The sequence below is a fragment of the Haloarcula regularis genome, assembly GCF_029338315.1.
In the GTDB taxonomy this organism is placed as follows: domain Archaea; phylum Halobacteriota; class Halobacteria; order Halobacteriales; family Haloarculaceae; genus Haloarcula; species Haloarcula regularis.
This window is the reverse complement of the sequence record NZ_CP119794.1, coordinates 188,512-211,860: the sequence shown is the minus strand read 5'-3', so window position 1 is coordinate 211,860 and position 23,349 is coordinate 188,512. Positions and strand designations below refer to the sequence as shown.

Here is a 23,349-nt window from a genome sequence, read left to right as displayed (position 1 = left end):
ATCGCGTCGAAAGAAATGCTGGTTGGAGCCCTACTCGAAGTGCTGGACCGACTTCTCGAACTGTTCTGCGGCGTGGTCCCAGTCGACGACTTCGAAGAAGGCGTCGATGAAGCTGCCGCGGTCCGGTCCGTAGTCGTAGTAGTAGGAGTGCTCCCAGACGTCGAGGGCCAGGACGGGATGTGCGCCCCAGAGCGCGCCCTGGTCGTGCTTGTCGACCTTGACGTTGCGCAGTTGCTTGGCGACGGGGTCGTAGACCAGGAGTGCCCAGCCACCGGCGGCGCCCGCGGCGGCCTCGAACTCGGCCTTCCAGCCCTCGTAGGAGCCGAAGTCCGCCTCGATGCGGTCACGGAGCGCGCCCTCGGGTTCGCCGCCGCCGTTGGGGTCCATGTTCTCCCAGAACAGCGTGTGGAGGTAGTGTCCACAGCCGTTGTGCGTGACGTTCCCGAGCGCACCGGCGGTCGAGGAGTGGTCCCCCGACTCGCGGTTCTCGGCGAGTGTCTTCTCGGCGGCGTCGAGGCCGTTTACGTAGCCCTGATGGTGGGTGTCGTGGTGCCAGGTGAGCACCTGTTCGGAGATGTGGGGCTCCAGTGCGTCGTAGTCGTACGGAAGTGGTGGAAGTTCCGGGTCAGAGTGTTCGGACATATCAAATCGCCTCCAGTATCTCACAGGGCCGGACACCTGTTAAACGTTTAGGAGGCGGTGGGTTTCGTACCGACGTGCGAGCCGACCTGACTGGCGGGTCGGCCGCCGGCGTCTAGTCGTCGCCGCGGGCCTGCTCGAACATCTCGATGGCCTGCTCGCGTCGCTCGCTGTGGTCGACGATGGGGTCCGGGTACTCGGGGGCCGCGTTGCGCCGCTGGGTGAGCGACGCTTCGTGCCAGCTGTGGATTATCTCGGGGTCGGTCTCGCGCAGTTCCGGGACGTATCGCCTGATGTACTCGGCCTCGGGGTCGTAGCGCTCGCCCTGGGTCATCGGGTTGAAGATGCGGAAATAGGGCTGGGCGTCGGTCCCGGTGGAGGCGGCCCACTGCCACCCGCCGTTGTCGTTGCCAGTGTCGTGGTCGACCAGTTTCTCCCGGAACCAGTCGTACCCCTCGCGCCAGTCTATCAGGAGGTCCTTGGTCAGGAACGAGGCCACGATCATCCGCACGCGGTTGTGCATGTAGGCCTCCGCTCGCAGCTGTCGCATCCCGGCGTCGACGATGGGATAGCCCGTCTCGCCGTCCTTCCAGGCCTGGAGGGCTTCGGGGTCGTGGTTCCACTCGATGGGGCGCTCGTAGGACTTGTAGTTCGCCGTGACGACGTTCGGGTTCGCGGCGAGCACCTGCGTGTAAAACTCGCGCCAGGCCAGTTGCGAGAGGAACTCGTCGACCGACTCCGCCCGCTCGCTCCCCGGTTCGACGGCGTCCCTGGCAGCGACCGTCCGCTCGTAGACCTCCCGGATGCCGACGGTGCCGAACTTGAGGTGGGGCGAGAGGCGCGACGTACACTCCTCGGCCGGGTAGTCACGCCGGTCGTCGTAGCGGTAGACGTCCGCTTCGAGAAAGTCCGACAGGAGCTCGCGGGCGACCGCCGTCCCCGCCGGTGGCACGTCGGCCTCCGGGTCGTCGAAACCCAGGCCCGAGCGCGTCGGCAGGTCTGTCGCGGCAAGGGCGCCCAGGCGATCCACGTCCACCGAGGCGAGCGCGTCGTCGTCCGGCGGGTCGTAGGGCGCCGCCTTCTCGCGGTCCTGCCACTTCCGGCCGAAGTAGGTGAAGACGCTGTAGGGATCGCCGTCGTTGGTCGTGATCTCGCCCGGTTCGTGCAGGACGGCGTCCTGGACGGCCTCGCGGGTGACGTCCGCGTCGTCGAGCGCGCGTCGCACCGCCGCGTCGCGTTCACGGGCGAGGCCCGAGTAGTCCCGGCCCCAGGTCACGTGGTCCGCGTCGAGTTCGTTCGCGAGCTCGGGCAGGACCTCCCGCGGGTCGCCGCGGGCGACGAGCAGCTGGCCACCCGCGTCGCGGTACCACTCGGCGAGTCGGTCCAGCGCGTCGAGCATGAACGCGACGCGGGGCGGGCCCGCGTGGGCGAGGACGTCGCGGTCGAAGACGAACACCGGAACGACGGGGTCGGTGGCGGTCGCTCGCGCGAGCCCGGCGTTGTCGGTCGCCCGCAGGTCCCGGCGGTGCCAGTGGATGCGCATACGCCTCTCTCGTCTCGGGCGCTACAAAAGGTCGTACCCAACCACGTTGGACGCCAGGGTTTTCCCGGTCCCCGGCGTCGGGTGAGCCATGTCCACAGACACCGTGGCGTTGCGTATCGCCGACGGCGTGGCGACGGTGACGCTGAACCGACCGGACCGCCGGAACGCACTCGACGTCGACACCGCGCGGACGCTCGTCGAGCGGTTCGAGACCATCGCCGACAGCGACGCCCGCTGTGTCGTCCTCGAAGGCGACGGCGAGGCGTTCTGTGCGGGCGGGGATATCGGCGCGATGGTCGAGGGTGTCGCTACCGACGTTCCGCCGGCCGACCGGGTCGAGCACGCCGCGACGGCCATCAACGACGCCGTGGAGGCGGTCTACGACTGCCGGCTCCCGGTCGTCGTGAAGCTGGACGGACCGGCATACGGCGCGGGGGCCGGCCTGGCGCTGGCCTGTGACGTCCAGCTCGCGAGCCCGGACGCGGCGCTCGGCTTTGGCTTCCGCCGGGTCGGGCTGGCCGTCGACTCGGGCATCTCCTATTTCCTGCCGCGACTCGTCGGCCCGAACAAGGCCAAGGAGCTTGCGTTCACCGGTGAGACGGTCGGTGCCGAGGAGGCGCTGGAGCTGGGGCTGGTCACGCGGGTCTTCGACGAAGACGCATACGACGAGGAAGTCACGGCCTTGGTCGAGACCATCGCGTCGGGGCCGACCGTCGCCCTGACCCAGTCGAAGCGGCTCGTCGACCGGGGCGTCGAGTCGTCGTTCGAGCAGGCGCTGGACCGCGAGGCCACCGCCCAGGGCATCGCCTTCACGACTCACGACCACGACGAGGGTGCGCGGGCGTTCATGGAACAGCGAGAGCCGGAGTTCGAGGGGCACTGAGACGAACCGCAGTCACACACGCAGCCGGCGCGGTCGCTGACCGGCCGATAGAGAGAGAGAGAATAGGGGCGCCCGGTCGCTCGCCGGGTCAGAGCTTGCGCTCTGCGTCCTCGGCCAGTTCCTGCATCCGCTTGCCGACGCGGCCGGCGTCGGAGAACTCGTCCTCGCTCATCGCCGTCGCCAGCGCGTTGCCGAGGACGAACACGGCGTGTTTGTGCTCGCTTTTGGACTTGTGGACGTCCGAGGGACGGACGTCGAGTTCCTGATACTGGTCGAACAGGTCGGCGTCGACGGAGTCCATCTCGTCACGGAAGAACTCCATTATCGTCACCATCTGTTCGTGGAGTTCCAGCAGCTCGTCTTTGTGCATGGTTGTCTACTCTATGTGATGGGAGCGGTATAAGAATTACCCGGGAAGGGATACCAGACCGGCACGCTCGGGGTCAGAAGACGTACTCGTCGTCGTGTCCCATCATCCCGTCGTCTTCGAAGCCTGGCTCCTCGTCCTGATCCTGTGGTCCGGATGTCTTGTACGCCTTGAGACCCGTCGAGAGGAGGTCTTCGATGGCTTCCTCGCGGTTGAGGAACTCGCCCTGCTCGACCAGTTGGGCGATCTGCATCTCGAGGTGTTCCGGGACCGTTATCTCTACCTTTGGCATCGCAACATGGGGTGCTTAGACCAACCCGTATTTAAAACTGGCGGGGGGCTGAGACGTTCGGACCGGACCGTGACCGGCCGTCGACTCTCGGTGAGTCCCGGCTCGTCCGCGGGACGCCGCCGGGCCGTTCCCACGATAGTTAGGCTCAAAGGGACGGACTCCTAACACCGGGCCAATGGAACCACTGCGTGGCGAGGAGGCGACGGTCGGCGAGACGGCGGTCGTCGCACGTGGGTGTCGCGTGGACCGCGCGCCGGTCAGGGGGCTTCTCGAGACGGACGCTCGCCCCCGGTTCGCGTGGGCGACGGGGCCGAGACGGTGGCCGCTCGCGGTGCGGCTGCGACGGTCACGGCCGACGGCCCGACGCGCTTCGACGACGTCCGAGCGGCCGCCGAATCGCTCTTCGAGTCGTGTTCGGTCCAGGCCGACCTCCCGAGCGCGGCACGCCCCAGGCTGTTCGGCGGGTTCGCCTTCCACGACGGTGACGTGACCGACGGGGCGTCGCCGTGGAACGGCTTCCCCGGGGCTGCCTTCTTCCTCCCGTCGGTCCAGCTGACCGAGACGGGCGAGGGCGCCTGGCTGACGACGGTCGCCACCGGCCCGGACTCGAGAGAGACAGCCGGAGCGTCCCTCGAGACGTGGCGACAGCGACTGGCAGCGGTCGACGAGGGGCCGGTCGGGGGGCCGCCCGGCATCGACCACGTCGAGCGAACGCCGACCCGGGGCGGGTGGCGCGAGCAGGTCCGGGCGGCGCTCCGGAGCGTCGAACGGGGAGACCTGCAGAAGGTCGTCTTGGCCCAGTCGCTGGCGGCCAGCCTGCGCGAGGAACTCTCGGTCCCCGACGCGCTGGCGCGACTCGCGCGGACGTACCCGGACTGCTACCGGTTCATGCTCTCGCTGTCGGACGGCGGGACCTTCTTCGGCGCGACGCCCGAGCGCCTCGTCTCCCTGCGGGGGCGCACGGTCCGGACCGAGGCGCTCGCGGGGTCGACCGGGCGGGGCGACACCCCGGCCGAGGACGAGTGGCTGGCGACGGAACTGCTCGAGAGCGAGAAGGACCGTCACGAGCACAAGCTAGTCGCCGACGCCATCCGCGACCAGCTCGAGCCGTTCGCCTCGTCGGTGCGGACCGGCGAGGTGAGCGTCCGCCGCCTGGCGACGGTCCAGCACCTCCGGACCCCCATCACGGCAGAACTCGACAGCGACCGACACGTACTGGACCTGGTGGAGGCGCTCCACCCGACGCCGGCCGTGGGCGGGCTCCCGCCGGACGCGGCGCTGCGGACCATCCGCGAGACGGAGACGTTCGACCGCGGCTGGTACGCCGCCCCCGTCGGCTGGGTCGACGCTGCCGGGAACGGCAGTTTCGCGGTCGGCATCCGCTCTGCGGTCGCCCGCGACCGCACCGCGACGCTGTTTGCCGGCGCCGGCATCGTCTCCGACAGCGACCCCGACCGCGAGTGGGACGAGGTCCAGCTCAAGTACCGGCCGATGCTCGACGAACTGGAATGAGCCACCCGAACGTCAACACGCTGTGGGCCGAGACGCTGGTCGCGGAACTCGCCGCCGGCGGCGTCGAGGCCGTCTGTATCTCGCCGGGGAGCCGGTCGACGCCGCTGACCGTCGCGTTCGCCCAGCACCCCGACGTGACGGTCTACTCGCACCTCGACGAACGCTCGTCGGCGTTCTTCGCGCTCGGCCGGGCCCGGCGAACGGGACGACCGACGCCGCTGGTCTGTACCTCCGGGACCGCGGCGGCGAACTTCCACCCGGCGGTCGTCGAGGCCACGCAGTCGAACGTCCCGATGCTCGTCCTGACGGCCGACCGGCCGCCCGAGCTCACAGACAGCGGGGCCAACCAGACCGTCGACCAGGAGCAGCTGTACGGCGGCGCCGTCAGGTGGTACCGCGACATGCCCGAACCGGAGGCCGAACCGCGCAAGGTGCGGATGCTGCGGACGACGGCGGCCCGGGCGCTCGCCGAGTCGACCGGCGCCGACCCCGGCCCGGTCCATCTCAACTGCCGGTTCCGCAAGCCGCTGGAACCGACCCCGGTCCCGGGAAGCGACCCGGACGGCGTGCCCGAGGACTGGGCCGAGGCCAACCCGCTCGAGGCGAACGGACGCGAGGGTCCGTTCGTGACGACGGCGTCAGGACGGCCGACGCTCGACGGCGCGACGCTCGACCGTGTCGCGGGCGCGCTCACTGACGCCGAACGAGCGCTGGTCGTCGCGGGCCCGTCCGACGACGGACTCGGACGGGACGCGCTCGCGCGACTCGCCGAGGCCACGGGCGCGCCGATGCTCGCCGACCCGCTCTCTGACCTCCGCTTTGGCCCGCACGTCACGCACCTCGAGGCCCCCGTCTGTGGCGGGTACGACGCGTATCTCGGCTCCGAGGCGACGGCCGACTGGCCCGACCCCGACGTCGTGGTCCGCGTCGGCGCCTCGCCCACCTCGAAACCGCTCCGGAACTACCTCCGCGACGCCGACTGCCGGCAGTTCGTCGTCGACCCGACGGGCGGGTGGACCGAAGCGGAGTTCACCGCGACGGACCTGCTCGTGGCCGACGCGGACGCCACCGTCGCGGCCCTCTCCGAGCGAGTCGACGGTCGGGTCGCCGACGGGTGGCGCGACCGGTTCGTTGCCGCCGAGCACGCCCACTGGGACGCTGTCGAGGCGGCACTCGGCGAGACGTACTGGGAGGGCGGGGTCCTTGCGGACGTTCTCCGGAACGCGCCGGACCCGGCGACGGTGTTCGTCTCGAACAGCATGCCGGTCAGGGACGCCGACCGGTTCGGACGACCGCGGGCCGCCGACCTCACGGTCCTCGGGAACCGCGGCGCCAGCGGCATCGACGGCATCACGTCGACGGCGCTTGGCGCGGGGAGCGCGACCGAGGACCCGCTCGTGCTGGTGACCGGCGACCTCGCGTACTACCACGACATGAACGGCCTGCTCGCGGTCGGTCGCTGCGACGTCGACGCGACCATCGTGCTGATCAACAACGACGGCGGGGGTATCTTCCACGTCCTCCCCATCGAGGACTACGAGACGTTCGAGGAGCAGTTCAAGACGCCCCACGGACTGGACTTCGACCCGACTGGCGACCTCTACGGCCTGGAGTTTCGCCGGGTCGACGGTCGCGAGGACTTCCTCGACGCCTTCGGTGAGTCGGTCGAGCGAGAGGGCACGCAAGTGCTCGAGGTCCAGTTCGACGCCGCACGGAGCCACGCCGTCCGCGACGACCTTGCCGCCCGCGTCCGCGAGGCTATTGCCACTCGCTGAGGGAGGGAGCGAGTGGGTCACCACGGAAGTGACCGATGGGAGACCGCACGGGGCCCCCTCGAGAGGTTCCCGGCACACCGTCGATGGATATTCTACAGGCGAAGGACGGAGATGGTCAGGACGGTGAAGCCCAACGGCAGCCAGGTAGCCAGCAGGACGGCGATACCGACCAGCGACACGAACGAGAGGTTCAGCCCCAGCAGGACAAAGGGCATGACGATGCTCCAGGGGCCAAAGACCAGGAGCGCGATGCGGGGCATCGACTGGAGGTAGCCCACGACAAGCAGGAGACAGCCGCCGAGAACGACGTTCACGAAGAGTGGGAAGGCCGGGACGAGTGCGCTGAAAAGCAGCACCGGGTACAGCGAGAACGTGAGGCCGAGCAGCGTCAGGTCCCGGCCGGTCGGGATCAAGTCGCCGGACTGGGACCCCCAGCTCTGGGAGTTCCTGACGCTGTAGCCCCCGCCGGTGTTCCAGTCCGACCCGGACCCGTCGCTGGCCCCTGACGTCCGAGTCGCAGTCGACTGCGAGTCGCTGGACGCGTCAGCCGCTGTCTCCTGCGCGCTGGCGTCGGGCCCGCCGGCGTCGGTGGTCGCCTCGGCCGCCCGCCCGCCGGACGCGTTCGCTGGCACGGCGCTCTCGTTCTCGACGGGCCCGTGCCCGCTCTCTGGCGTCCTCGGCGGTCGACCGTGTGTGCTGTCGGCCGCTGGTCGACGTCGCCTCGCCGTACCCGGCGCGACGGGCCGCGCTGGCGACGTCGCTCTCGCTCGCACTGGCGGCGCTGGGCTCGTCGCCCACGTAGGCCTCGTGGCCGATGCGGTCGTAGCGCGCCCGCTCGGCCTCGTCGACGAGGACGTCGCGGGCGTCGATGAGTTCCCGCGTCGTGGCCCCGGCGTCCGCGTCGTCGTTCACGTCGGGGTGGACCTCCTTCAGGCGCTCGCGGTAGGCGGCCTCGATCTCGTCTGTGGTCGCGTCGGGCTCAACGCCCAGCACGTCGTAGAACGTCTCTGTCATGTGCGCGAGCGGTAGTGGCTCAATGCGGAGAGGAAGTAAATCCTCACCGCCGATTCTCAGTCGTGGTTCTCGGGCTCGCGGTTCCCGGTCTCGGTCGCGTCTTCGCCCCAGGCGTCACCGCCGCCATCGGTTCGCTGGCGGGCGAGGTCCTCCAGGGCGGTCGCGATGCGTGCCAATATCCCCACGAGGTGGTAGAACAGATAGACCAGCCACAGAGCCACGATAATCAGGAACCCGAGGAGTATCTGCTGGGCGATTACCAGGCTGTACAGGACGACCAGCACCGAGAGGCCGAGCAGCGCGAGGCGGATCTGTCGGTCGTCGAAGGTGGAGGGCATATACGAGCATGCACACACAACGCTCAGGAAAACGTTTCGCTCACTGGGAATCTTTTTGCGCCGTCCCCCGTCACCGTCGGTATGGTCTCAGAGATATTCGACCCGGAACGGTGGGACCCGGTCGACCGGTTCGACTTCCGCGACATCACCTACCACCGCTCGACGGAGACGGGCGCGGTCCGCATCGCCTTCGACCGCCCCGAGAAGCGCAACGCCTTCCGGCCGGAGACGGTCGACGAGCTCGCGACGGCGCTGGACCACGCCAAACGCCTCACCGACGTCGGCTGTATCCTGCTGACCGGGAACGGGCCCTCGCCGAAGGACGGCGGCTGGGCGTTCTGCTCGGGCGGCGACCAGAGCATCCGTGGCGAGAGTGGATACGAGTATCGGGCCGAGGAGGATAGCGAGTCGCGGCGCGACTCGGACACGTCGAGCGGTGAGCGCGGCGAACCGCGAGACGTCGGCGACGAAGACGCGCCCGAAAACGTCGGACGCCTCCACATCCTCGAGGTCCAGCGCCAGATCCGCCACATCCCGAAGGTCGTCGTCGCCGTCGTGCCGGGGTGGGCCGTCGGCGGCGGCCACTCGCTGCACGTCGTCTGTGACCTCACCATCGCCAGCGACGAGCACGCGAAGTTCCTCCAGACGGACCCCGACGTGGGCAGTTTCGACGGCGGGTTCGGGTCCGCGTACCTCGCCCGACAGGTCGGCCAGAAGAAGGCCCGTGAAGTGTTCTTCCTCGGGAAGACCTACAGCGGCGCGGAGGCCGCGGAGATGGGAATGGTTAACGACGTCGTGCCACACGACGACCTCGAGTCGACCGCCATCGACTGGGCGAAACGCATCAACAGCAAGTCGCCGACGGCGATGCGGATGCTGAAGTACGCCTTCAACCTCGACTCGGACGGGATGGTCGGCCAGCAGGTCTTCGCCGGCGAGGCGACCCGACTGGCGTACATGACCGACGAGGCCCAGGAGGGCCGCGACGCGTTCAACGAGGGGCGTGAGCCGGACTTCGACGACGTGCCCTGGCACTACTGACGGACGAGAACGCCCCGTGACGGGGGCGGCCGGTCGGCACAACCACAGCCGATATGGGGATGTGGCCCCCAGATTCGGCCAATGAGTACAGCGACGGCGGACGTCTCGAGACGGAAGGCCTGGCTCATGGCGGCCCGGCCACAGACGCTCCCGGCGGGCGCCGCGCCCGTCGTCGTCGGCGTGGGGGTCGCCGTCCACGCCGGGGTGTTCGCGCTCGGCCCGGCGCTGGCGGCGCTGGTGGGGGCGCTGCTCATCCAGGTCGGGACGAACTTCGCGAACGACTACTACGACGCGGTGAAGGGGGCGGACACGGACGAACGGGAGGGCTTTACCCGCGTGACTGCGGGCGGCCTCATCGAACCGGCGGAGGTCAAGCGGGCCATGGCCGCCACCTACGGCCTCGCCGTCGTCGTGGGCGTCTACCTGGTTGCCGTCGGCGGCCTCCCCATCGTCGTCGTGGGCCTCTCTGGTATCGCCGCCGGCATCCTCTACACCGGCGGCCCGCTCCCCTACGGCTACCGTGGCCTGGGCGACCTGTTCGTGTTCGTCTACTTCGGTCTGGTCGCCGTGATCGGGACCTACTACGTCCAGACCGTCGCGAACATGCCAGGAGTCGGCTCGTTCCTCACGACGCTTCCGGCGGGGAGTGTCACGGCCACGGTTGTGACCGCAAGCCTCCCGGCCGCCGGGCTCTCGACGGCCATCCTCGTCGTCAACAACATCCGCGACCGGGAGACGGACATGGCTGCGGGGAAGAAGACGCTGGCGGTCTACCTGGGCTACACGTGGAGCCGTGTGGAGTTTCTGATACTTGTCGGGATGGCGTACGTGGTGCCGGTCGTCTTCGCGCTGGACGCCGCGTTCGGCCCGTGGGCGCTGGCCCCGCTGCTCTCGCTTCCGCTCGCCGTCTCCGTCTCGCGGACCGTCCTCACCGAGACCGAAGGGGCCGCGCTGAACCCCGCGCTGGAACGGGTCGGCCAGACGCTGTTCGTCCACTCGCTGCTGTTCGCCGTGGGCCTGGCGCTCCCGCAGGTGCTATGAGAGTCGAAGCGTTCGCGCTCCCGCTGGCGAAGCCCCTCGAGACGGCAACGGGACCCATCTCGACACGTGAGGGCGTCGTCGTCCGGTACGACCACCGCGGCGAGACCGGCGTCGGCGAGGCGACGCCGCTCGCGGGGTGGACCGAACCCCTCTCGGAGTGCCAGGACGCCCTCGACGTGGCGGCCGACGCCGAAGCGTCGGGCGGCCACAGCACCGCGTTGCTCGAGCTGGACGCGCTGGACGTCCCGGCGGCACGCCACGGGTTCTCGACGGCGCTGCTCGACGCCGACGCCAGGGCCGACGGCCTGCCGCTCTCCCGGTGGTTCGACGCCGACCGGGACTGCCGCTCGGTCCCGGTGAACGCGACGATCGGCGACGGCCCGCCGGGGGAGACGGCACGGGCGGTCGCGGACGCAGTCGCCGCGGGCTACGACTGCGTGAAAGTCAAGATCGGGAACCGGCCGGTCGCCGCGGATGTCGACCGACTCCGCGCGGTCCGAGAGCAGGTCGGCGAGGCCGTGACCCTCCGGGCCGACGCCAACGGGGCCTGGACGAACGACGAAGCAGAGGCGGCCTTCGACGCGTTCGAGGACCTCGGCGTCTCGTACGTCGAGCAACCGCTGCCGGCCGACGACCTGGCGGGCCACGCCGCCCTGCGCGAATCTGAGTTCGACGTAGGCGTTGCGCTCGACGAGTCGCTGGTCGGCCGCCGGGTCGACGCGGTCCTGGACGCCGACGCCGCGGACGTGCTCGTCCTCAAACCGATGGCCCTGGGCGGCCCCGGCAACGCTCACACGCTAGCGATGCGCGCCCGCGAGGCCGGCGTCGAACCCGTCGTCACGACGACTATCGACGGCGTCGTCGCGCGGCTGGCGGCGCTGCACGTGGCCGCGGCGATCCCGGAGGTCGCACCGTGTGGGCTGGCGACCGGCGACAGACTCGAGCGCGACCTCGGCCCCGACCCGACGACGGTCCGGGACGGAGAGATGACCGTGCCACAGGACCCCGGTCTCGGCGTCGACCCCGCGGAGGTGCGGCCGGATGCCTGAGCCGGTGGACTGGCCGACGCGGGACCTGGTGACCCACCGGGTCGAGAGCACGCCCGAGCGGACGGCCGTCGTCGGCGAGGACCGGGAGCTGACCTACCGCGAACTGGACGCCGCCGTCGACGACGCCGCGGCAGTCGTCGAGGCGTTCTCGGCGGACCGCGTCGCGACGCTCGTCGACACGCGAGTGGCGGTGGGGTCGCTGCTGTTCGGGGCGATGCGCGCCGGGGCGACGCTGGCACCGCTGAACGTCGAACTGGCCGCCGAGGCACTCGAATCGAATCTCGAGGCACTCGACCCCGATCTGCTGGTCTGTGAGCGGGAGACGCGTTCGCTCGCCGCCGAGGTGGCTCCCTGTCCGGTCGTCTCGCTCGACGGTGGGGCTGGCGGCGAGGTGGCGACGTTCGACGACGTCGCGGCCGAGACGGCCCCGCCAGCTGCCGCCGAACTCGCCCTTGAGGACACGCAACTCGTCCTCTTTACCTCGGGGACCACCAGCGAACCGAAGGGCGTCCGGCTCACCGTGGGCAACCTCGTCGCGAGCGCGACGGCGTCGGCGTTCCGGCTCGGCGTCGCCGCCGACGACCGGTGGCTCGTCTGTCTCCCGACCTACCACATGGGCGGGCTGGCGCCGTTCGTCCGGAGCGCGCTCTACGGGACGACCGTCGTCGTCCAGCGCGAGTTCGACGTCGAGCGAATCCCCGAGGTACTCGCCGCAGAGCGCGTGACCGGCGTCTCGCTCGTGCCGACGATGCTCACCCGGTTGCTCGACGAGGGGTGGACCCCCCACGACGCGCTCCGGTTCGTCCTGCTGGGTGGCGGGCCGGCCAGCGAGCCGCTCGTCGAGCGCTGCCGGGAGCGGGGCGTCCCGGTCTGTCCCACCTACGGGATGACCGAGACGAGCTCGCAGATCGCCACCGCGCGCCCGGAGACGGCCGCGGCCTATCCCGGGACGGTGGGACAGCCGCTCGTGTTCACCGAGGTTCGCGTCGTCGCCGACGGCTCGCCGGTCGACCCCGGCGAACGGGGCGAACTCGTCGTCTCCGGACCTACGGTGACGCCTGGCTACCTCGACGACGCGCGGACCGAGGCGGCCTTCGGTCCGCACGGCTTCCACACGGGCGACCTGGGGTACCGCGACGCAGACGGGCGGCTATGGGTGGTCGGCCGGGTCGACGACCGGGTCGTCACCGGCGGCGAGAACGTCGACGCGGGCGACGTCGCGGGCGTGATTCGCGAGCATCCGGCCGTCAGCGCAGCCGCCGTGGTGGGGCTCCCCGACCCGGAGTGGGGCCAGCGAGTCGCCGCGCTCGTCGTCGGTGACGTCGACGAGGCCACCGTCCTCGAACACTGTCGTGACCGCCTCGCGAGCTACGAGGTGCCGAAGACGGTCCGGGTGGTCGACTCGCTCCCCCGGACACCCTCGGGGACCGTCGACCGGGCGGCCGTCCGGGACCTCCTCGAAGCGTGAGCCAAGTCGTTTTCTACCGTCGGCCCCTACCACACAGGCGTGTGTACCATCGTCCTCGCGTGGCAGGTGTTCCCCGAGACGCCCGTCGCCTTCGGCGCGAACCGCGACGAACGACTCGACCGACCCTCGCAACCGCCCAGTGAACGCCAGTGGGGTGCCCGCGTCGTCGCACCGAGCGACGAGGAAGCCGAGGGGACCTGGGTCGGCTACAACGAACACGGCCTCCTCGCGGCGGTGACGAACCGGTGGGTGGACGCCGACCTGGCCGCAGAGCGGTCACGAGGACTGCTCGTCCGTGACGCGCTGAGCCACGAGAGCGCCGAGTCCGCCGCTCGCGCGGTCGAGCAAGCGACCAGGGAGGCGGAGTACGACGGGTTCAACCTCCTGCTCGCCGACGAGAACGCGGCAGTCCTGTTCGAGTGGGACGGCCAGCTCGCCGTCAGGAACTTAGATCCCGGCGTCCACGTCGTCGTCAACGTCGGCGCCGACGGGGACTACCGCGTCCCCGGCCACCGCACGGACGTGGGCGAGCGACAGGCGGTCAGCGCCGACCGGCTCAGGGACCACCTCCAGGTCCAGCCCGGCGAGGACGACGACGCGTGGCTCGACCGGACGGCCGCGGCGATACGCGACCACGACTTCGGGGTCTGTGTCCACGGCGACGGCTTCGGGACCCGCTCGTCGTCGCTCATCACGCTCGGCGCGCGCCGCACCTACCGGTTCGCGGATGGCCCGCCCTGCGAGACCGAGTACCGCCCGGTCGAAAGTCACATTTAACCGGCCGACCGTCAGTGTACCATACATGAGCTCGGCAGCGTCGGAGGCGGACCTCTCTGAAGACGAACGAGCAGGGCTGGAACTCATCCGCGAGTCGGGCGGCATCCACCAGAGCGACTTCTGGAAGGAGCTCGACGTCTCCTCGCGCAAGGGGAGTCGCATCGTCGAGTCGCTGTTCGATAAAGACCTCATCCAGCGCGAGGAGACGGTCTACGACGGCCACAACACCTACTATCTCACCCCCGCGGCCAGGGACCTCGACTTCTCCCTGCTGATGGCCGGGGACCAGCTCTCGCCGTTCATCGGCGACGAGGAGGTCGACCCTCACGACGACACGTTCTCGCAGTGGATCATGAACCTGGCCTACGAGGGCTGAGCACCGGGTCGAACGACGCGGCGGTGTTTCTCCGCCGGTACTCGCTACTGGTCGCCCGTCACGGCGTCGTCACTGGCCGGAAGCGTCACGCGAACCGCTCAGAAGCGCCGCGAGAACCTCAGTCTTCGAGCGCGTCGGCGATGCGGTCGAGCGACCGCCGGACGTCGTGGACCTCGTCGCGGAGTTTCCGAATCTCGCGCGTGAGTTCCTCGTTGTCGCCCCCGCTCTCCTGTTCGCGGCCGGGACCGGGCTGGCCGCCCATGCCGCCGGGGCCGCCGGGGCCGCCACCGCCCATCATGCCGCCCATCATCTGTGCGAACGGGTTGCCGCCCATGCCGCCGGGGCCGCCACCGCCCATCATCTCCTCCATGCGCTCCTCGCGGCTCATTTTGCCCTCGTCGCCCTCCTCGCGCTCTTCGGCGCGCTGCTGGCGGATCTCCTCGACGCGCTCGCGGAAGGACTTCTCCTCGCCGTCGTCGCTGGCTGTCTCTTCGCCCGCTTCCTCGCCGCTCTCTGTCTCGTCGTCTGCCATGGACGCGGATTCGGTAGGGCCGCAGAAAAGGGTTGTCGTCCTCAGGCGAGTCGGCGCACGAGCAGGGAGATACCCAGGCCGCAGGCCAGCACGATGACCAGGTTGAACCCGGCCCGGAACAGCGGCCGGTAGCGCCGCGTGACGAACTCGGTGATGGCCGCGGAGGCGGCGAAGTAGAACTGGAACGTCGCCACGAGCGCGACCAGGACCAGGATGGCGAAGGCCGCCCACATCGCGTAGGTTCGGATGGACCGGTCCTCGGCGTCGTCGCTGGACTCGGCTGGCGAGTCTGGCTGTTCGTCGGTGTCTGTCGGGGTGGTCGAAGTAGCAGTGTCTGTCATAGTCGCCTCCGTGCGAGTGCGATGGTTCCGGCGACCAGCGCCGCCAGCGCCGCGACGGCGGTGAACCCGGGGCCGCTCCCGCCAACGGTCGAGTCCATGGACGGTGCCTCCGTGGCCCGCTCGCGCTCGGGTTCCTCGGCGAAGTCGCCGGACTCGAAGCCCACGTCACGCCGGGTCTCGTTGACCTCGAGGGTCTCCTGTGGGTCGAGGTTGGCCGGGGCGCTCTCGGTGGCGATGATGACCCCATCTGACAGGAGGATACCGTCGAGCCAGTAGTTGTAGCCGTCCGGAACGGTGAGTTCCGCGGTGACGGTCTCGGTCCGTCCGGGCCGAATCTCGCCGACCCGGAGCCGGGTCTCGTCGGCGACGACGTTCGAGTCGGCCTGGCGGGCGCGCAGGCGCAGCGTCAGGTCGCCGGCCGGCTCGTCGCCGCGGTTGGTGAAGTACACCGAGACGTTCAGCGTGGTCCGGTTGTCCGCGACCGACTGGATGCGGTAGGCGATGGGTCGGAGCCCGGCGCTGTTGCCCTCGAAGCGGTGGAAGGAGACGCTGCTGCGTGCGTACTCGGGCGTGAGCGCGTCGACGTTTCGCACCTCGGTCCGGCCGGTGGTCCGGCGTTCGCCGTCGGCGAAGACGATGGTCTCGATGCGGTAGCCGCCCTCGCGTTCGACGGCGAGTTCGGTCTCGGCCGATACCTCCTGTTCACCCGTGACGTTGCCCAGCGACTGGCGCCGCGTCGTCGTGACCAGCCCGGTCTCCGCGTCGACGACCCGTGTCTCGACGGTGACGTTCCGCGCCGTGCCACCCCGGTGGGCGATGCGCGAGTCGAGCACCAGCGTGACCGACTCGCCGCCGATGTCGGTGGCGTTGACCGTCGTCTCGCGGAGGTCGAGGTGGCTCGGGCGGATGTCCTCGTCCGGTTCGGTGAGGACGTCGGGGACCGCCGTGGCGCCGGCGACCATCGCCAGCGCGAGGAGGGCCATGGCCAGGGCGAGTGTGACTTCTCGTCTCACACGTCGGTCTCCAGACGCCTGTATTAAGGGTCTTGTGTAGACACCGGCGCGGTTTTGAGCGACCTACCCGAAGGCGCCGAGGCTCGACTGCAGGTCGCGGTCGGTCCCGCTGTCGGTGAGTTCGTAGCCGACGAGGTCCCGCAGGTCGACGGCGTACGTGCTCCCGTTGTTATCGAGGACGGCGACCCGACCCTTCGTCCCCCTGACCGTGCCCGTCGCCAGCGTCTCCGCGATCGGGCGCTCCGAGAGGTCGAGGCCGTAGTCGAACGCGAACGTCTCCAGGGCGTCGTACGCCGCGAGCAGGGCGTCCCAGAACGTCTCGTCGACGGGCTCGGCGAAGCCGGCCACCTTCGTCGGGACGCGGACCCGGTCGCCCAGGTCGGTGGCGATGTCGGCCTCGATCTGCCGGGCGATGCGGCCGTCCGTGACAGTCCGCAGGTGGACCGCGCGGTCGGCGCCTTGCTCGCGCAACCGACGTTCGAGTCGCCAGGAGCGCGTGACGCCGACCTTGACGACGTCGGGGGCGAACGCGGCGAGGTAGATGGCGTGTTCCTGGTCGCAGGCGTCGATGGGTTTGGTGCAGTCGCCGGTACACCGCGCACAGGGCCAGCGGTCCGTGTGGTCAGGGCAGTACGGGGCGGCAGCGTTCGCACACGCGAGGTGAGTGTCGCCGTCGACCGTCCCCGCGCAGTGTCGCTCGCCGAGCGTGTAGGCGAGTTCGGTGCCCGGTGCCAGCCGTTCGGTCCTGACGAGCCCGTCCTCGGCGATGCTGAGGGCGGCTGGCGACTCGACGCGAGACTGGTATCCGACGACCTGCACGTGCGCGGGTTGGCGGTCGGCGCTCAAATGCGTACCGGGCCAGGTTTTTACAGCCGGCTGTCATCTGTTCACACATGGAGGGCCTTCGGCTGACGAGTCCCGCGTTCGACCACGGCGAGCGAATCCCCGAGAAGTACGGCTACACCGCCGATAACACGAACCCGCCGCTGGACGTTGGCGGCGTTCCGGACGAGGCTGTCTCGCTGGTGCTCGTCGTCGACGACCCGGACGCGAAGGACCCGGCCGGCAAGGTGTGGGACCACTGGGTGGTCTGGAACGTTCCGGCCGCGCAGACCCACGTTCCGGAGGACTGGTCGCCCGACGAAGCAGTCGAGGGACAGAACGACTACGGCGAGGTTGGATGGGGCGGCCCGAACCCCCGGACCGGGAGCACACCTACCGGTTCGTCGTCTACGCGCTGGATACGACGCTGGACCTTCCCGCAGGCGCGAGTAAGGACGACGTCTACGATGCCGCCAGCGGGCACACGCTGGCGAAAGGTGAACTGACCGGGACGTACCCGGCCTGAACCGGCTCAGAGCTCGGCCAGCAGTTCCCGGGCGGACTGGCGGACCGCGTCGTCGCTGGACTGGGCGGGCTCCCACCCGAGTGCCGACAGCTTCTCGACGGAGAGGCGCATCCGCGGGACGTCACCCGTCCAGCCGCGGTCACCACCGGTGTACTCCCGATCCGGGTCGACACCCATCTCCTCGGCGACGATGGTCGCGATGCGGTCGACCGACGTCGTCGTCCGCGTCCCCAGGTTGAACACGTTGTGGGCGTCGTCGGCGTGCTCGACGGCGTACAGCATCGCGTCGATGCACTCGTCGACGTGCATGTAGGACTTCTCCTGGCGCCCGTCTCCGAGGATGGTCAGCGAGTCGGGGTCCTCGCGCAGCTTCTCGATGAAGTCCGGGATGACGGCCCCGCGCAGGCGCGGTCCGACGATGTTCGCGAAGCGGAACACCCACGACTGCATGCCGTGGCTGTGGGCGTACGTCGAGACGAGCGACTCCTCTGCGAGCTTGGTCGCGCCGTAGACGCTGATCGGTTCCAGGGGCGCGTAATCCTCGGGGGTGGGACGCGGCGCCTCGCCGTAGACGGTCGATGACGACGTAAACACGATCTCGTCGACGCCCATCTCGTCCATCCGTTCCAGGACGTTGTACGTGATGGTGCTGTTGTCCTCGAACTGCCTGCGGGGGGCGTCCGTGTCGACGAGCTTCGAGGCGGCGAGATGGACGACCAGGTCCACGTCCGGCGTGATGGCCTCGGCGACGACGGCGGGGTCCGTGAGGTCCCCGTCGACGAACGTCGCCTCGTCGTGTACCCACTCGGCCCGCCCGTTGGACCCGTCGTCGGCGACGACGACGTCGTGGTCGCCGACCAGACGGTCGACGAGGTGTGACCCGATGAACCCTGCACCGCCGGTGACGACGACGCGCCGTGAAGAACTGATCATGGTGCAACGGGTGCAGGCGAGTAAAATAGCGTTGCGGTCCGGCGACGTCGTGGTAACTTGCCATCGGTTCCACCAGCCGACGAAGGCTTCGAGCCACGATACTGCCGTCGCCGGCTCGACGTTGCCAAACGTATCTGGAAACGAGGAGTGTCGTCAGTTTGTCGCACGACAGACACCTTCGACGCGATTCCGCGTTCCGTGGCGACGACTATGAAATTGGAGTCCGAGTCGTGAGAGTGCGGCTTGGGGGGCGGCGTCATCAACGAAAGATGTGGCATCGTCGATATCGTAGTCTCTCGAGGGTTATCGAGATGGATGGGAGAACTTCCCCACAGGTAGTAGACGGGTATTCAACGGGCCACAAGATCGCTGTGAGAGAAGAGTTAGGGACGTAATGACGCTGTTGATGAGATCTAACAGTGCTGAAATCGAGCGGATGTCGATCCGGAATTAATCGTCGGCAGTAGCGAACCCAGCTGAGCCACCCCCAGTAGCGTCAGCAGACTGTGTGACTGATTTGTAGAACATGATAAGCATGGATACAATGAGGGCGGTACCCCAGAGGAATCCTGTCGGCATCAGAAATCCGAGGCCGAATCCTTCGCCAAGCCAAACGATTCCCGGAATTCCCCACTGACCGGCAATAAAAAGACCAGTGACTGCAGTTCGAAGCGTGCCAGTAATCCCTAGCGCCGGGACCGCAAACCCCATGACGATCGCGAGGATCGACAAGACACCCAGGTGGGCGTGGCCACCGATCATCCACGGTGGAACCCCATTCCCACCTGCCAGGAGAACGAACTGATGCATCCCGACGGCCATCATCACTGCCAATCCCAGGAATCCGGAGCCTTTGAGTGCACGTGTCATACGTAACACCACAAGAGACCGATCCATCTTACATAAAAATTACCGTTGATACGTTTCTTGGTATAACTCTACCGGCCACAGGATTAACCACGCTACCCCGTGACGTCCGGATATGAGAGAACTAGAAGCAGACGAGATCGACGAGATGCTCATCCGGAACGGGGTCGGTGTGCTCGCGATGGTCGACGGAGCGGTCCCGTACGCCGTCCCGATATCATTTGGATATGATGTCTCGCAACCGATCTTCCCGATGCAGTGGGGTAGCGGGTACGAAGGCAGGAAATTCGGTAATCAGCGACAATCCGAATGTTTGCCTCACCGTCTACGAGCAGGATGTCGACGACGAGAGCGTCTGGCGGAGTGTCGTCATCACGGGCGAGATATCCGAGATAGACACCGAAGACGAAGAGAAAGCGTACGCAATTTTGGCTGCAAATGCGGAATTTCCGCCGGATTTTGGCATCTGGGGAGTTCCGTTCGAAGAAGTCGAGTTTCGTCTCTTTGGGTTACAGCCCGATGATCGTACAGGCCGTGAATTCTCGACCGAGTACGGCGGATGGGATACCTGAAGAACACCTCGTTTGCTACTCCATCGACCAACAGAAGAACACACTCCAAATAGACACACGCGGTGGTTAATTCGAGGGGAGCCAGGAAGAGTCAATCCCGACGGTAACCCAACGGGACGGTTGGTAGCGGGTACGCGAGGTGAGTAGTTTCTGACCTGTTACGAGGTGGAGATTTTTTCACGCCTTCCTGAGCAGATTTGTCATGGCCCTCCAAATTGGCCGTGCGATTAGCAACGGTGTTCGCCGGAGTCTCTCTCCGGTTGGAATCGTATTGATTGTCCTCACTGCCGTCTACGTCCTGTTGTTTTCCAGTTCGGTGAACACGATCATCGCCAATCAGCTACCACCAGATGTCCAGCAACAGGCACAGATCGGCTTGACGCTGCCGCTCTCCAGTGTTGGAGCGGGCGTTGTCGGTCTCGCCGCATTGGTGTTCGGAATGGTGCTCTATATCGCCGCCGCGCGGGCGTTCACTCGGACGGGGCCCGATCGTGGGTCGGTCACCGGGTCGCTGTTCACCCGTCGGATCGGTCGAGCGCTTGTGAGTGCAGTGGGCGCGAACATCGTCATCGGCATCGCGACGTTCATCGGGTTCCTCCTGCTTGTTATCCCCGGGATTTTCCTCATGGTGAGTTTCGCGTTCGGCCTGTTCGTGATCGCCGTCGAGGACGCCCGGCTCATGGCGTCGCTTCGACGTAGTTGGGACATCGCCCGGGAGAATCGCTGGCGGCTTGCTGGATTGCTTTTGCTCGTCGGAGTCGTGACTGGACTCATCAGTAGTCTCGGGTCGGTCGTGTCGTTCGTGAGCCCGACTGCCGGGCAGGTAGTCAGTCTCCTCGTGACCACGCCGCTGGTCGTCGTCAATTACGCGATTATCGCCGACGCCTATCTGCAGTTGCGCGACGGGGGGTCGGGTGTCCTCGATCAAGAGTGAAGGGTCTCAGATTCTGCAGCGCCTCGAGAACACAGGGAGACCAACGGTCCGAAGGGCGTCACCCGAGTTCGGCTCTACTGACTAGTGACGCTGGGATTCGAGAGTGAGATCCGACGAAGAATGCCATATTCGTGTGTCTCCGTGGGCCGACAAATACCCACGACCGGCACGGTCTAGTCTAGCGCCTCGTCAGCTGGCGTCGTTCCGTCGAGCGATTGGTGCGGGCGTTGCTGATTGTCGTAAGTCACGAACTGTGCGACCCATCTACTCCTGCTCACGGTAGTGCTGAGCGAACATTTCTGAAAATATCGCAACTACGGGGACGAGATTAGCGCCGGTTCCAGCCAGCTCGCTCAACGGAACGAGTTGAAAGACTGCACGCGTGATCCCGCCGAGAATGAGCAAGCAACCCGCAATCAGACTCAGCAGATCGTTTCTCCCGTATCGGTAGACTCGGGACACTCCCCAGAGAATGAGGCCCAACGGGAGGAACCACTGAACTACGTCCCGAAGTGGGGGATACAACGTCACTGTGACCACAAGTACAACTCCCCCACGAGGAGCAATAACATGCGGCCGAGGGGACGATCCCAGATAGTGTGCCCTACATCCCGTATTTTCATCAGCAAGTCAGCTTCGTTCATTTCTGGGTAAAGCACTCCGTACAGTTCCCAGCCGGCTGTTCTTCTGTTGTCATCGGCGGACGGACTGCTGGACGGGTCTAATTCTCGCTGGCGTGTTCCTCGTACGGTTGGACGACGACGTAGCCGCTGTCCCCGTCGAAGTTCATCTGGAACCGTTCGCCGGACTCCTGACCGATCATATCGGACAGGTTCTTGTTGACCTGAACGGTCGGTGAAGTATCACTCCAGGCGACTGTTGCACTCGGGTCGGTCGAGACCGGTGGTTGGAGAACGATCGGATCGGCATGCGTCGTGATGGCGACGTATCCGGGACCGTCCAGGTACACGTTCGTGAATCCTCCAGCGAACGATCCCGCGAGCGTGTCCATCGAGGAGATCTCATAGGAGACGCTCGGCTCGAACGCGAGAACGTCCTCGCCATTGACGGTGATCGAGTCATCGGCGTCGAGTTCAAGCAGTTGGACTTTTTTCTCGCTATCGGCGAGGTAGACGTGACCCTGTCCTTCGATGGACATCACTGGCGTCCCCTCACCGGTCGCGGCCTGTTTGATGAATCCGGTAATTCCGCCTTCGGCGGATGCTTTTCCGGTGAACGACAGGTCACCCGTAAACGCGATCATCGACCCAGCTTTCGCCTGTACTGATCCATCGACAGCGACGTCGAGTGTGTAGCTGTTCTCCAGTTGGAACGGTGCGTCGGACTCCGTGGTGACGTGTTCGGAGGCGAACTGATCTATGTCCATGGGTACGAAGCTCCGCTTTGGGCTGTATCAGTACTCGAAGCGGAGACGGTGTTAATTCAGGCACTGTGTTTCCGAGTCAGAAGCGGCAAGCAACAATATACGTCTCTCCACACCATCGTGTTGCATATGGCCGGGTGTCAAAATGTTCTCCGTCGACGGGGCAGCCAGCGACCATCGGACTGTGTGAATATGGTCCGGACCACCGTCGGAACGTAACTCAGCGATGACAGACGAGAATCGCATGGCGATCACGTTCGACGACTTTCCGGAGCCGATCATCGCGTACGGGATAGAGGGTGGCGAGCCTCGTATCACAGCCCTCAACGGGGCCTTCGAGTCCGTCTTCGACGGTATCTCAGCGGGGATGCCCGTTGCAGCTATCTTCGAGCAGTTTCGCGTTGTCAACCCAACGGATACCGAGTCCCCAATTGCGGATCTCCGTCGTGGTGACAGCGTCAGCATCTATCTCGACGGGGTCGGTGAGGGCGGTCCGTTCTTCGCTCGGACGATCTCGTCCGGCCGTGATACCGGCTACGTCGTTTTTACAGACCTGAGTGCGTGTCGCGACGTTGTAGAGGGTCCCGCCGTCGACCAGGTGAGTAGTGTGATCAGTCACGATCTCCGTAATCCACTGGACGTTGCCAAGGCACACCTTCGGGCAGCACGGGAGACCGGGGCTGACGAGCACTTCGACGCCGTAGCGAACGCACACGACCGGATGGAACAGATCATCCGTGACGTCCTCACCATCACACGAGATCGCACCGCTGTGGATCCGTCGGCCGACGTCTCGGTCGAGACTGCTGCGAGGGATGCGTGGGAATCCGTCGATACCGAACGGGCTACTCTCGAGGTAACGGACACGCTTCCGACTGTCACTGCCGACGCTGACCGTCTGCGAAGACTGTTCGAGAATCTATTTCGGAACAGTGTGGAACACGGTTCCACGGGCAGCCGGCCGCAGGCCGGCGACAGCGTGGAACACAGCTCAGACGTCGATGACCGACCTGTTGGCCAAGAAGGGGAGGCACAGTCGAAAGGTGGGACGATTATCACCGTCGGTGCGCTGGCGGACGGCTTCTACGTCGTTGATGACGGCCCAGGTATCCCTCCGGACGATCAGCGCAGGGTTTTCGAGGCAGGGTATTCAACTCGAGGTGACGGTACGGGCCTCGGGCTCGCGATAGTCGATCGGATTGTCGCTGCACACGACTGGGAGTTGACGCTCACGACCGCCCCGAATGGCGGTGCTCGGTTCGAAATCCGATTCTGATGCCGACGACTGGCGCTGTGGCCGGAACCAATAG

Annotated in this window: 25 protein-coding genes and 2 pseudogenes; 13 read left to right on the top strand and 14 right to left on the bottom strand. The window is 67.2% G+C overall.

What is annotated here, in order from left to right:
* Positions 1–30 precede the first annotated feature (30 nt).
* The gene (gene sod, locus P1N55_RS01230) at positions 31–642 is read right to left on the bottom strand and encodes a superoxide dismutase (protein WP_276277224.1); all 612 of its coding nucleotides are present in this window, start codon (positions 640–642) and stop codon (positions 31–33) included.
* Between the two features lie 112 nt (positions 643–754).
* Positions 755–2,182 (bottom strand): cryptochrome/photolyase family protein, encoded by a 1,428-nt coding sequence (locus tag P1N55_RS01225; RefSeq protein WP_276277223.1) that lies wholly within the window; start codon positions 2,180–2,182, stop codon positions 755–757.
* An 88-nt stretch (positions 2,183–2,270) separates the two neighbouring features.
* On the opposite strand from P1N55_RS01225, the gene P1N55_RS01220 reads away from it, so the two are divergent.
* Complete coding sequence (locus tag P1N55_RS01220) at positions 2,271–3,065, top strand: enoyl-CoA hydratase/isomerase family protein (protein ID WP_276277222.1); 795 nt, start codon at positions 2,271–2,273, stop codon at positions 3,063–3,065.
* An 88-nt stretch (positions 3,066–3,153) separates the two neighbouring features.
* Here P1N55_RS01220 and P1N55_RS01215 read toward each other — a convergent pair whose 3' ends face one another.
* Together P1N55_RS01215 and P1N55_RS01210 are read right to left on the bottom strand one after the other, a co-directional pair.
* The gene (locus tag P1N55_RS01215; RefSeq protein ID WP_276277221.1) at positions 3,154–3,435 is read right to left on the bottom strand and encodes a UPF0058 family protein; all 282 of its coding nucleotides are present in this window, start codon (positions 3,433–3,435) and stop codon (positions 3,154–3,156) included.
* A gap of 73 nt (positions 3,436–3,508) precedes the next feature.
* Complete coding sequence (locus P1N55_RS01210; RefSeq protein WP_276277220.1) at positions 3,509–3,724, bottom strand: ribbon-helix-helix domain-containing protein; 216 nt, start codon at positions 3,722–3,724, stop codon at positions 3,509–3,511.
* 175 nt (positions 3,725–3,899) lie between these two features.
* Here P1N55_RS01210 and P1N55_RS01205 point away from each other — a divergent pair.
* Positions 3,900–5,236, top strand: a pseudogene (locus P1N55_RS01205) (isochorismate synthase).
* Positions 5,233–7,011 carry a 2-succinyl-5-enolpyruvyl-6-hydroxy-3-cyclohexene-1-carboxylic-acid synthase gene (menD, locus tag P1N55_RS01200; RefSeq protein ID WP_276277218.1) on the top strand — a complete coding sequence of 593 codons (1,779 nt, stop codon included), beginning with the start codon at positions 5,233–5,235 and terminating at the stop codon, positions 7,009–7,011. The pseudogene P1N55_RS01205 and the gene menD overlap by 4 nt, the downstream one beginning before the upstream one ends.
* A gap of 92 nt (positions 7,012–7,103) precedes the next feature.
* On the opposite strand, the gene P1N55_RS01195 is transcribed toward menD, so the two are convergent.
* From P1N55_RS01195 to P1N55_RS01185, 3 genes are read right to left on the bottom strand one after another with little or no spacing between them, the layout of a single operon-like run.
* Positions 7,104–7,643, bottom strand: a complete 540-nt coding sequence (locus P1N55_RS01195; RefSeq protein WP_276277217.1) for a hypothetical protein — start codon at positions 7,641–7,643, stop codon at positions 7,104–7,106.
* On the bottom strand, positions 7,555–8,025 hold the full coding sequence (locus tag P1N55_RS01190) for a DnaJ domain-containing protein (protein ID WP_276277216.1): 471 nt from the start codon (positions 8,023–8,025) through the stop codon (positions 7,555–7,557). The genes P1N55_RS01195 and P1N55_RS01190 overlap by 89 nt, the downstream gene beginning before the upstream one ends.
* A 56-nt stretch (positions 8,026–8,081) precedes the next feature.
* On the bottom strand, positions 8,082–8,363 hold the full coding sequence (locus P1N55_RS01185; protein ID WP_276277215.1) for a hypothetical protein: 282 nt from the start codon (positions 8,361–8,363) through the stop codon (positions 8,082–8,084).
* An 81-nt stretch (positions 8,364–8,444) separates the two neighbouring features.
* Between P1N55_RS01185 and P1N55_RS01180 the strand changes: the two genes are divergently transcribed.
* The 6 genes from P1N55_RS01180 to P1N55_RS01155 all read left to right on the top strand — a co-directional run bounded on the left by P1N55_RS01180 (position 8,445) and on the right by P1N55_RS01155 (position 14,115).
* Positions 8,445–9,404: a 1,4-dihydroxy-2-naphthoyl-CoA synthase gene (locus tag P1N55_RS01180; RefSeq protein ID WP_276277214.1), complete on the top strand. Its 960-nt coding sequence runs from the start codon at positions 8,445–8,447 to the stop codon at positions 9,402–9,404.
* A gap of 81 nt (positions 9,405–9,485) precedes the next feature.
* Positions 9,486–10,445 carry a 1,4-dihydroxy-2-naphthoate polyprenyltransferase gene (locus P1N55_RS01175; protein WP_276277213.1) on the top strand — a complete coding sequence of 320 codons (960 nt, stop codon included), beginning with the start codon at positions 9,486–9,488 and terminating at the stop codon, positions 10,443–10,445.
* On the top strand, positions 10,442–11,494 hold the full coding sequence (locus P1N55_RS01170; RefSeq protein WP_276277212.1) for a mandelate racemase/muconate lactonizing enzyme family protein: 1,053 nt from the start codon (positions 10,442–10,444) through the stop codon (positions 11,492–11,494). Before P1N55_RS01175 ends, P1N55_RS01170 begins: the two co-directional genes overlap by 4 nt.
* The gene (gene menE / locus P1N55_RS01165) at positions 11,487–12,962 is read left to right on the top strand and encodes an o-succinylbenzoate--CoA ligase (protein ID WP_276277211.1); all 1,476 of its coding nucleotides are present in this window, start codon (positions 11,487–11,489) and stop codon (positions 12,960–12,962) included. Before P1N55_RS01170 ends, menE begins: the two co-directional genes overlap by 8 nt.
* A 39-nt stretch (positions 12,963–13,001) precedes the next feature.
* Positions 13,002–13,739 (top strand): NRDE family protein, encoded by a 738-nt coding sequence (locus P1N55_RS01160; RefSeq protein ID WP_276277210.1) that lies wholly within the window; start codon positions 13,002–13,004, stop codon positions 13,737–13,739.
* 25 nt (positions 13,740–13,764) lie between these two features.
* Positions 13,765–14,115 (top strand): helix-turn-helix transcriptional regulator, encoded by a 351-nt coding sequence (locus P1N55_RS01155; protein ID WP_276277209.1) that lies wholly within the window; start codon positions 13,765–13,767, stop codon positions 14,113–14,115.
* Positions 14,116–14,233: 118 nt separating this feature from the next.
* Here P1N55_RS01155 and P1N55_RS01150 read toward each other — a convergent pair whose 3' ends face one another.
* The 4 genes from P1N55_RS01150 to P1N55_RS01135 all read right to left on the bottom strand — a co-directional run bounded on the left by P1N55_RS01150 (position 14,234) and on the right by P1N55_RS01135 (position 16,820).
* The gene (locus P1N55_RS01150; protein WP_276277208.1) at positions 14,234–14,647 is read right to left on the bottom strand and encodes a hypothetical protein; all 414 of its coding nucleotides are present in this window, start codon (positions 14,645–14,647) and stop codon (positions 14,234–14,236) included.
* 41 nt (positions 14,648–14,688) lie between these two features.
* On the bottom strand, positions 14,689–14,988 hold the full coding sequence (locus tag P1N55_RS01145) for a hypothetical protein (protein ID WP_276277207.1): 300 nt from the start codon (positions 14,986–14,988) through the stop codon (positions 14,689–14,691).
* Complete coding sequence (locus tag P1N55_RS01140) at positions 14,985–16,001, bottom strand: DUF7490 domain-containing protein (RefSeq protein ID WP_276277206.1); 1,017 nt, start codon at positions 15,999–16,001, stop codon at positions 14,985–14,987. Before P1N55_RS01140 ends, P1N55_RS01145 begins: the two co-directional genes overlap by 4 nt.
* A 63-nt stretch (positions 16,002–16,064) precedes the next feature.
* Positions 16,065–16,820: a DUF2797 domain-containing protein gene (locus tag P1N55_RS01135; RefSeq protein ID WP_276277205.1), complete on the bottom strand. Its 756-nt coding sequence runs from the start codon at positions 16,818–16,820 to the stop codon at positions 16,065–16,067.
* Positions 16,821–16,987: 167 nt separating this feature from the next.
* Here P1N55_RS01135 and P1N55_RS19540 point away from each other — a divergent pair.
* A pseudogene (locus tag P1N55_RS19540) lies at positions 16,988–17,349 on the top strand (YbhB/YbcL family Raf kinase inhibitor-like protein).
* A gap of 6 nt (positions 17,350–17,355) precedes the next feature.
* Here P1N55_RS19540 and P1N55_RS01120 read toward each other — a convergent pair.
* Complete coding sequence (locus P1N55_RS01120; RefSeq protein ID WP_276277203.1) at positions 17,356–18,282, bottom strand: NAD-dependent epimerase/dehydratase family protein; 927 nt, start codon at positions 18,280–18,282, stop codon at positions 17,356–17,358.
* Positions 18,283–18,732: 450 nt separating this feature from the next.
* Complete coding sequence (locus P1N55_RS01115) at positions 18,733–19,152, bottom strand: hypothetical protein (RefSeq protein WP_276277202.1); 420 nt, start codon at positions 19,150–19,152, stop codon at positions 18,733–18,735.
* Positions 19,153–19,376: 224 nt separating this feature from the next.
* Here P1N55_RS01115 and P1N55_RS01110 point away from each other — a divergent pair, with 224 nt between their 5' ends.
* Positions 19,377–19,721, top strand: coding sequence for a pyridoxamine 5'-phosphate oxidase family protein (locus P1N55_RS01110; protein ID WP_276277201.1), 345 nt, complete (start codon positions 19,377–19,379; stop codon positions 19,719–19,721).
* Between the two features lie 202 nt (positions 19,722–19,923).
* On the top strand, positions 19,924–20,655 hold the full coding sequence (locus P1N55_RS01105) for a hypothetical protein (protein WP_276277200.1): 732 nt from the start codon (positions 19,924–19,926) through the stop codon (positions 20,653–20,655).
* Between the two features lie 721 nt (positions 20,656–21,376).
* Here P1N55_RS01105 and P1N55_RS01100 read toward each other — a convergent pair.
* Positions 21,377–22,042, bottom strand: a complete 666-nt coding sequence (locus tag P1N55_RS01100) for an AIM24 family protein (protein WP_276277199.1) — start codon at positions 22,040–22,042, stop codon at positions 21,377–21,379.
* Positions 22,043–22,283: 241 nt separating this feature from the next.
* On the opposite strand from P1N55_RS01100, the gene P1N55_RS01095 reads away from it, so the two are divergent.
* Positions 22,284–23,315, top strand: a complete 1,032-nt coding sequence (locus P1N55_RS01095) for a sensor histidine kinase (RefSeq protein WP_276277198.1) — start codon at positions 22,284–22,286, stop codon at positions 23,313–23,315.
* The last annotated feature ends 34 nt before the right edge of the window (positions 23,316–23,349 follow it).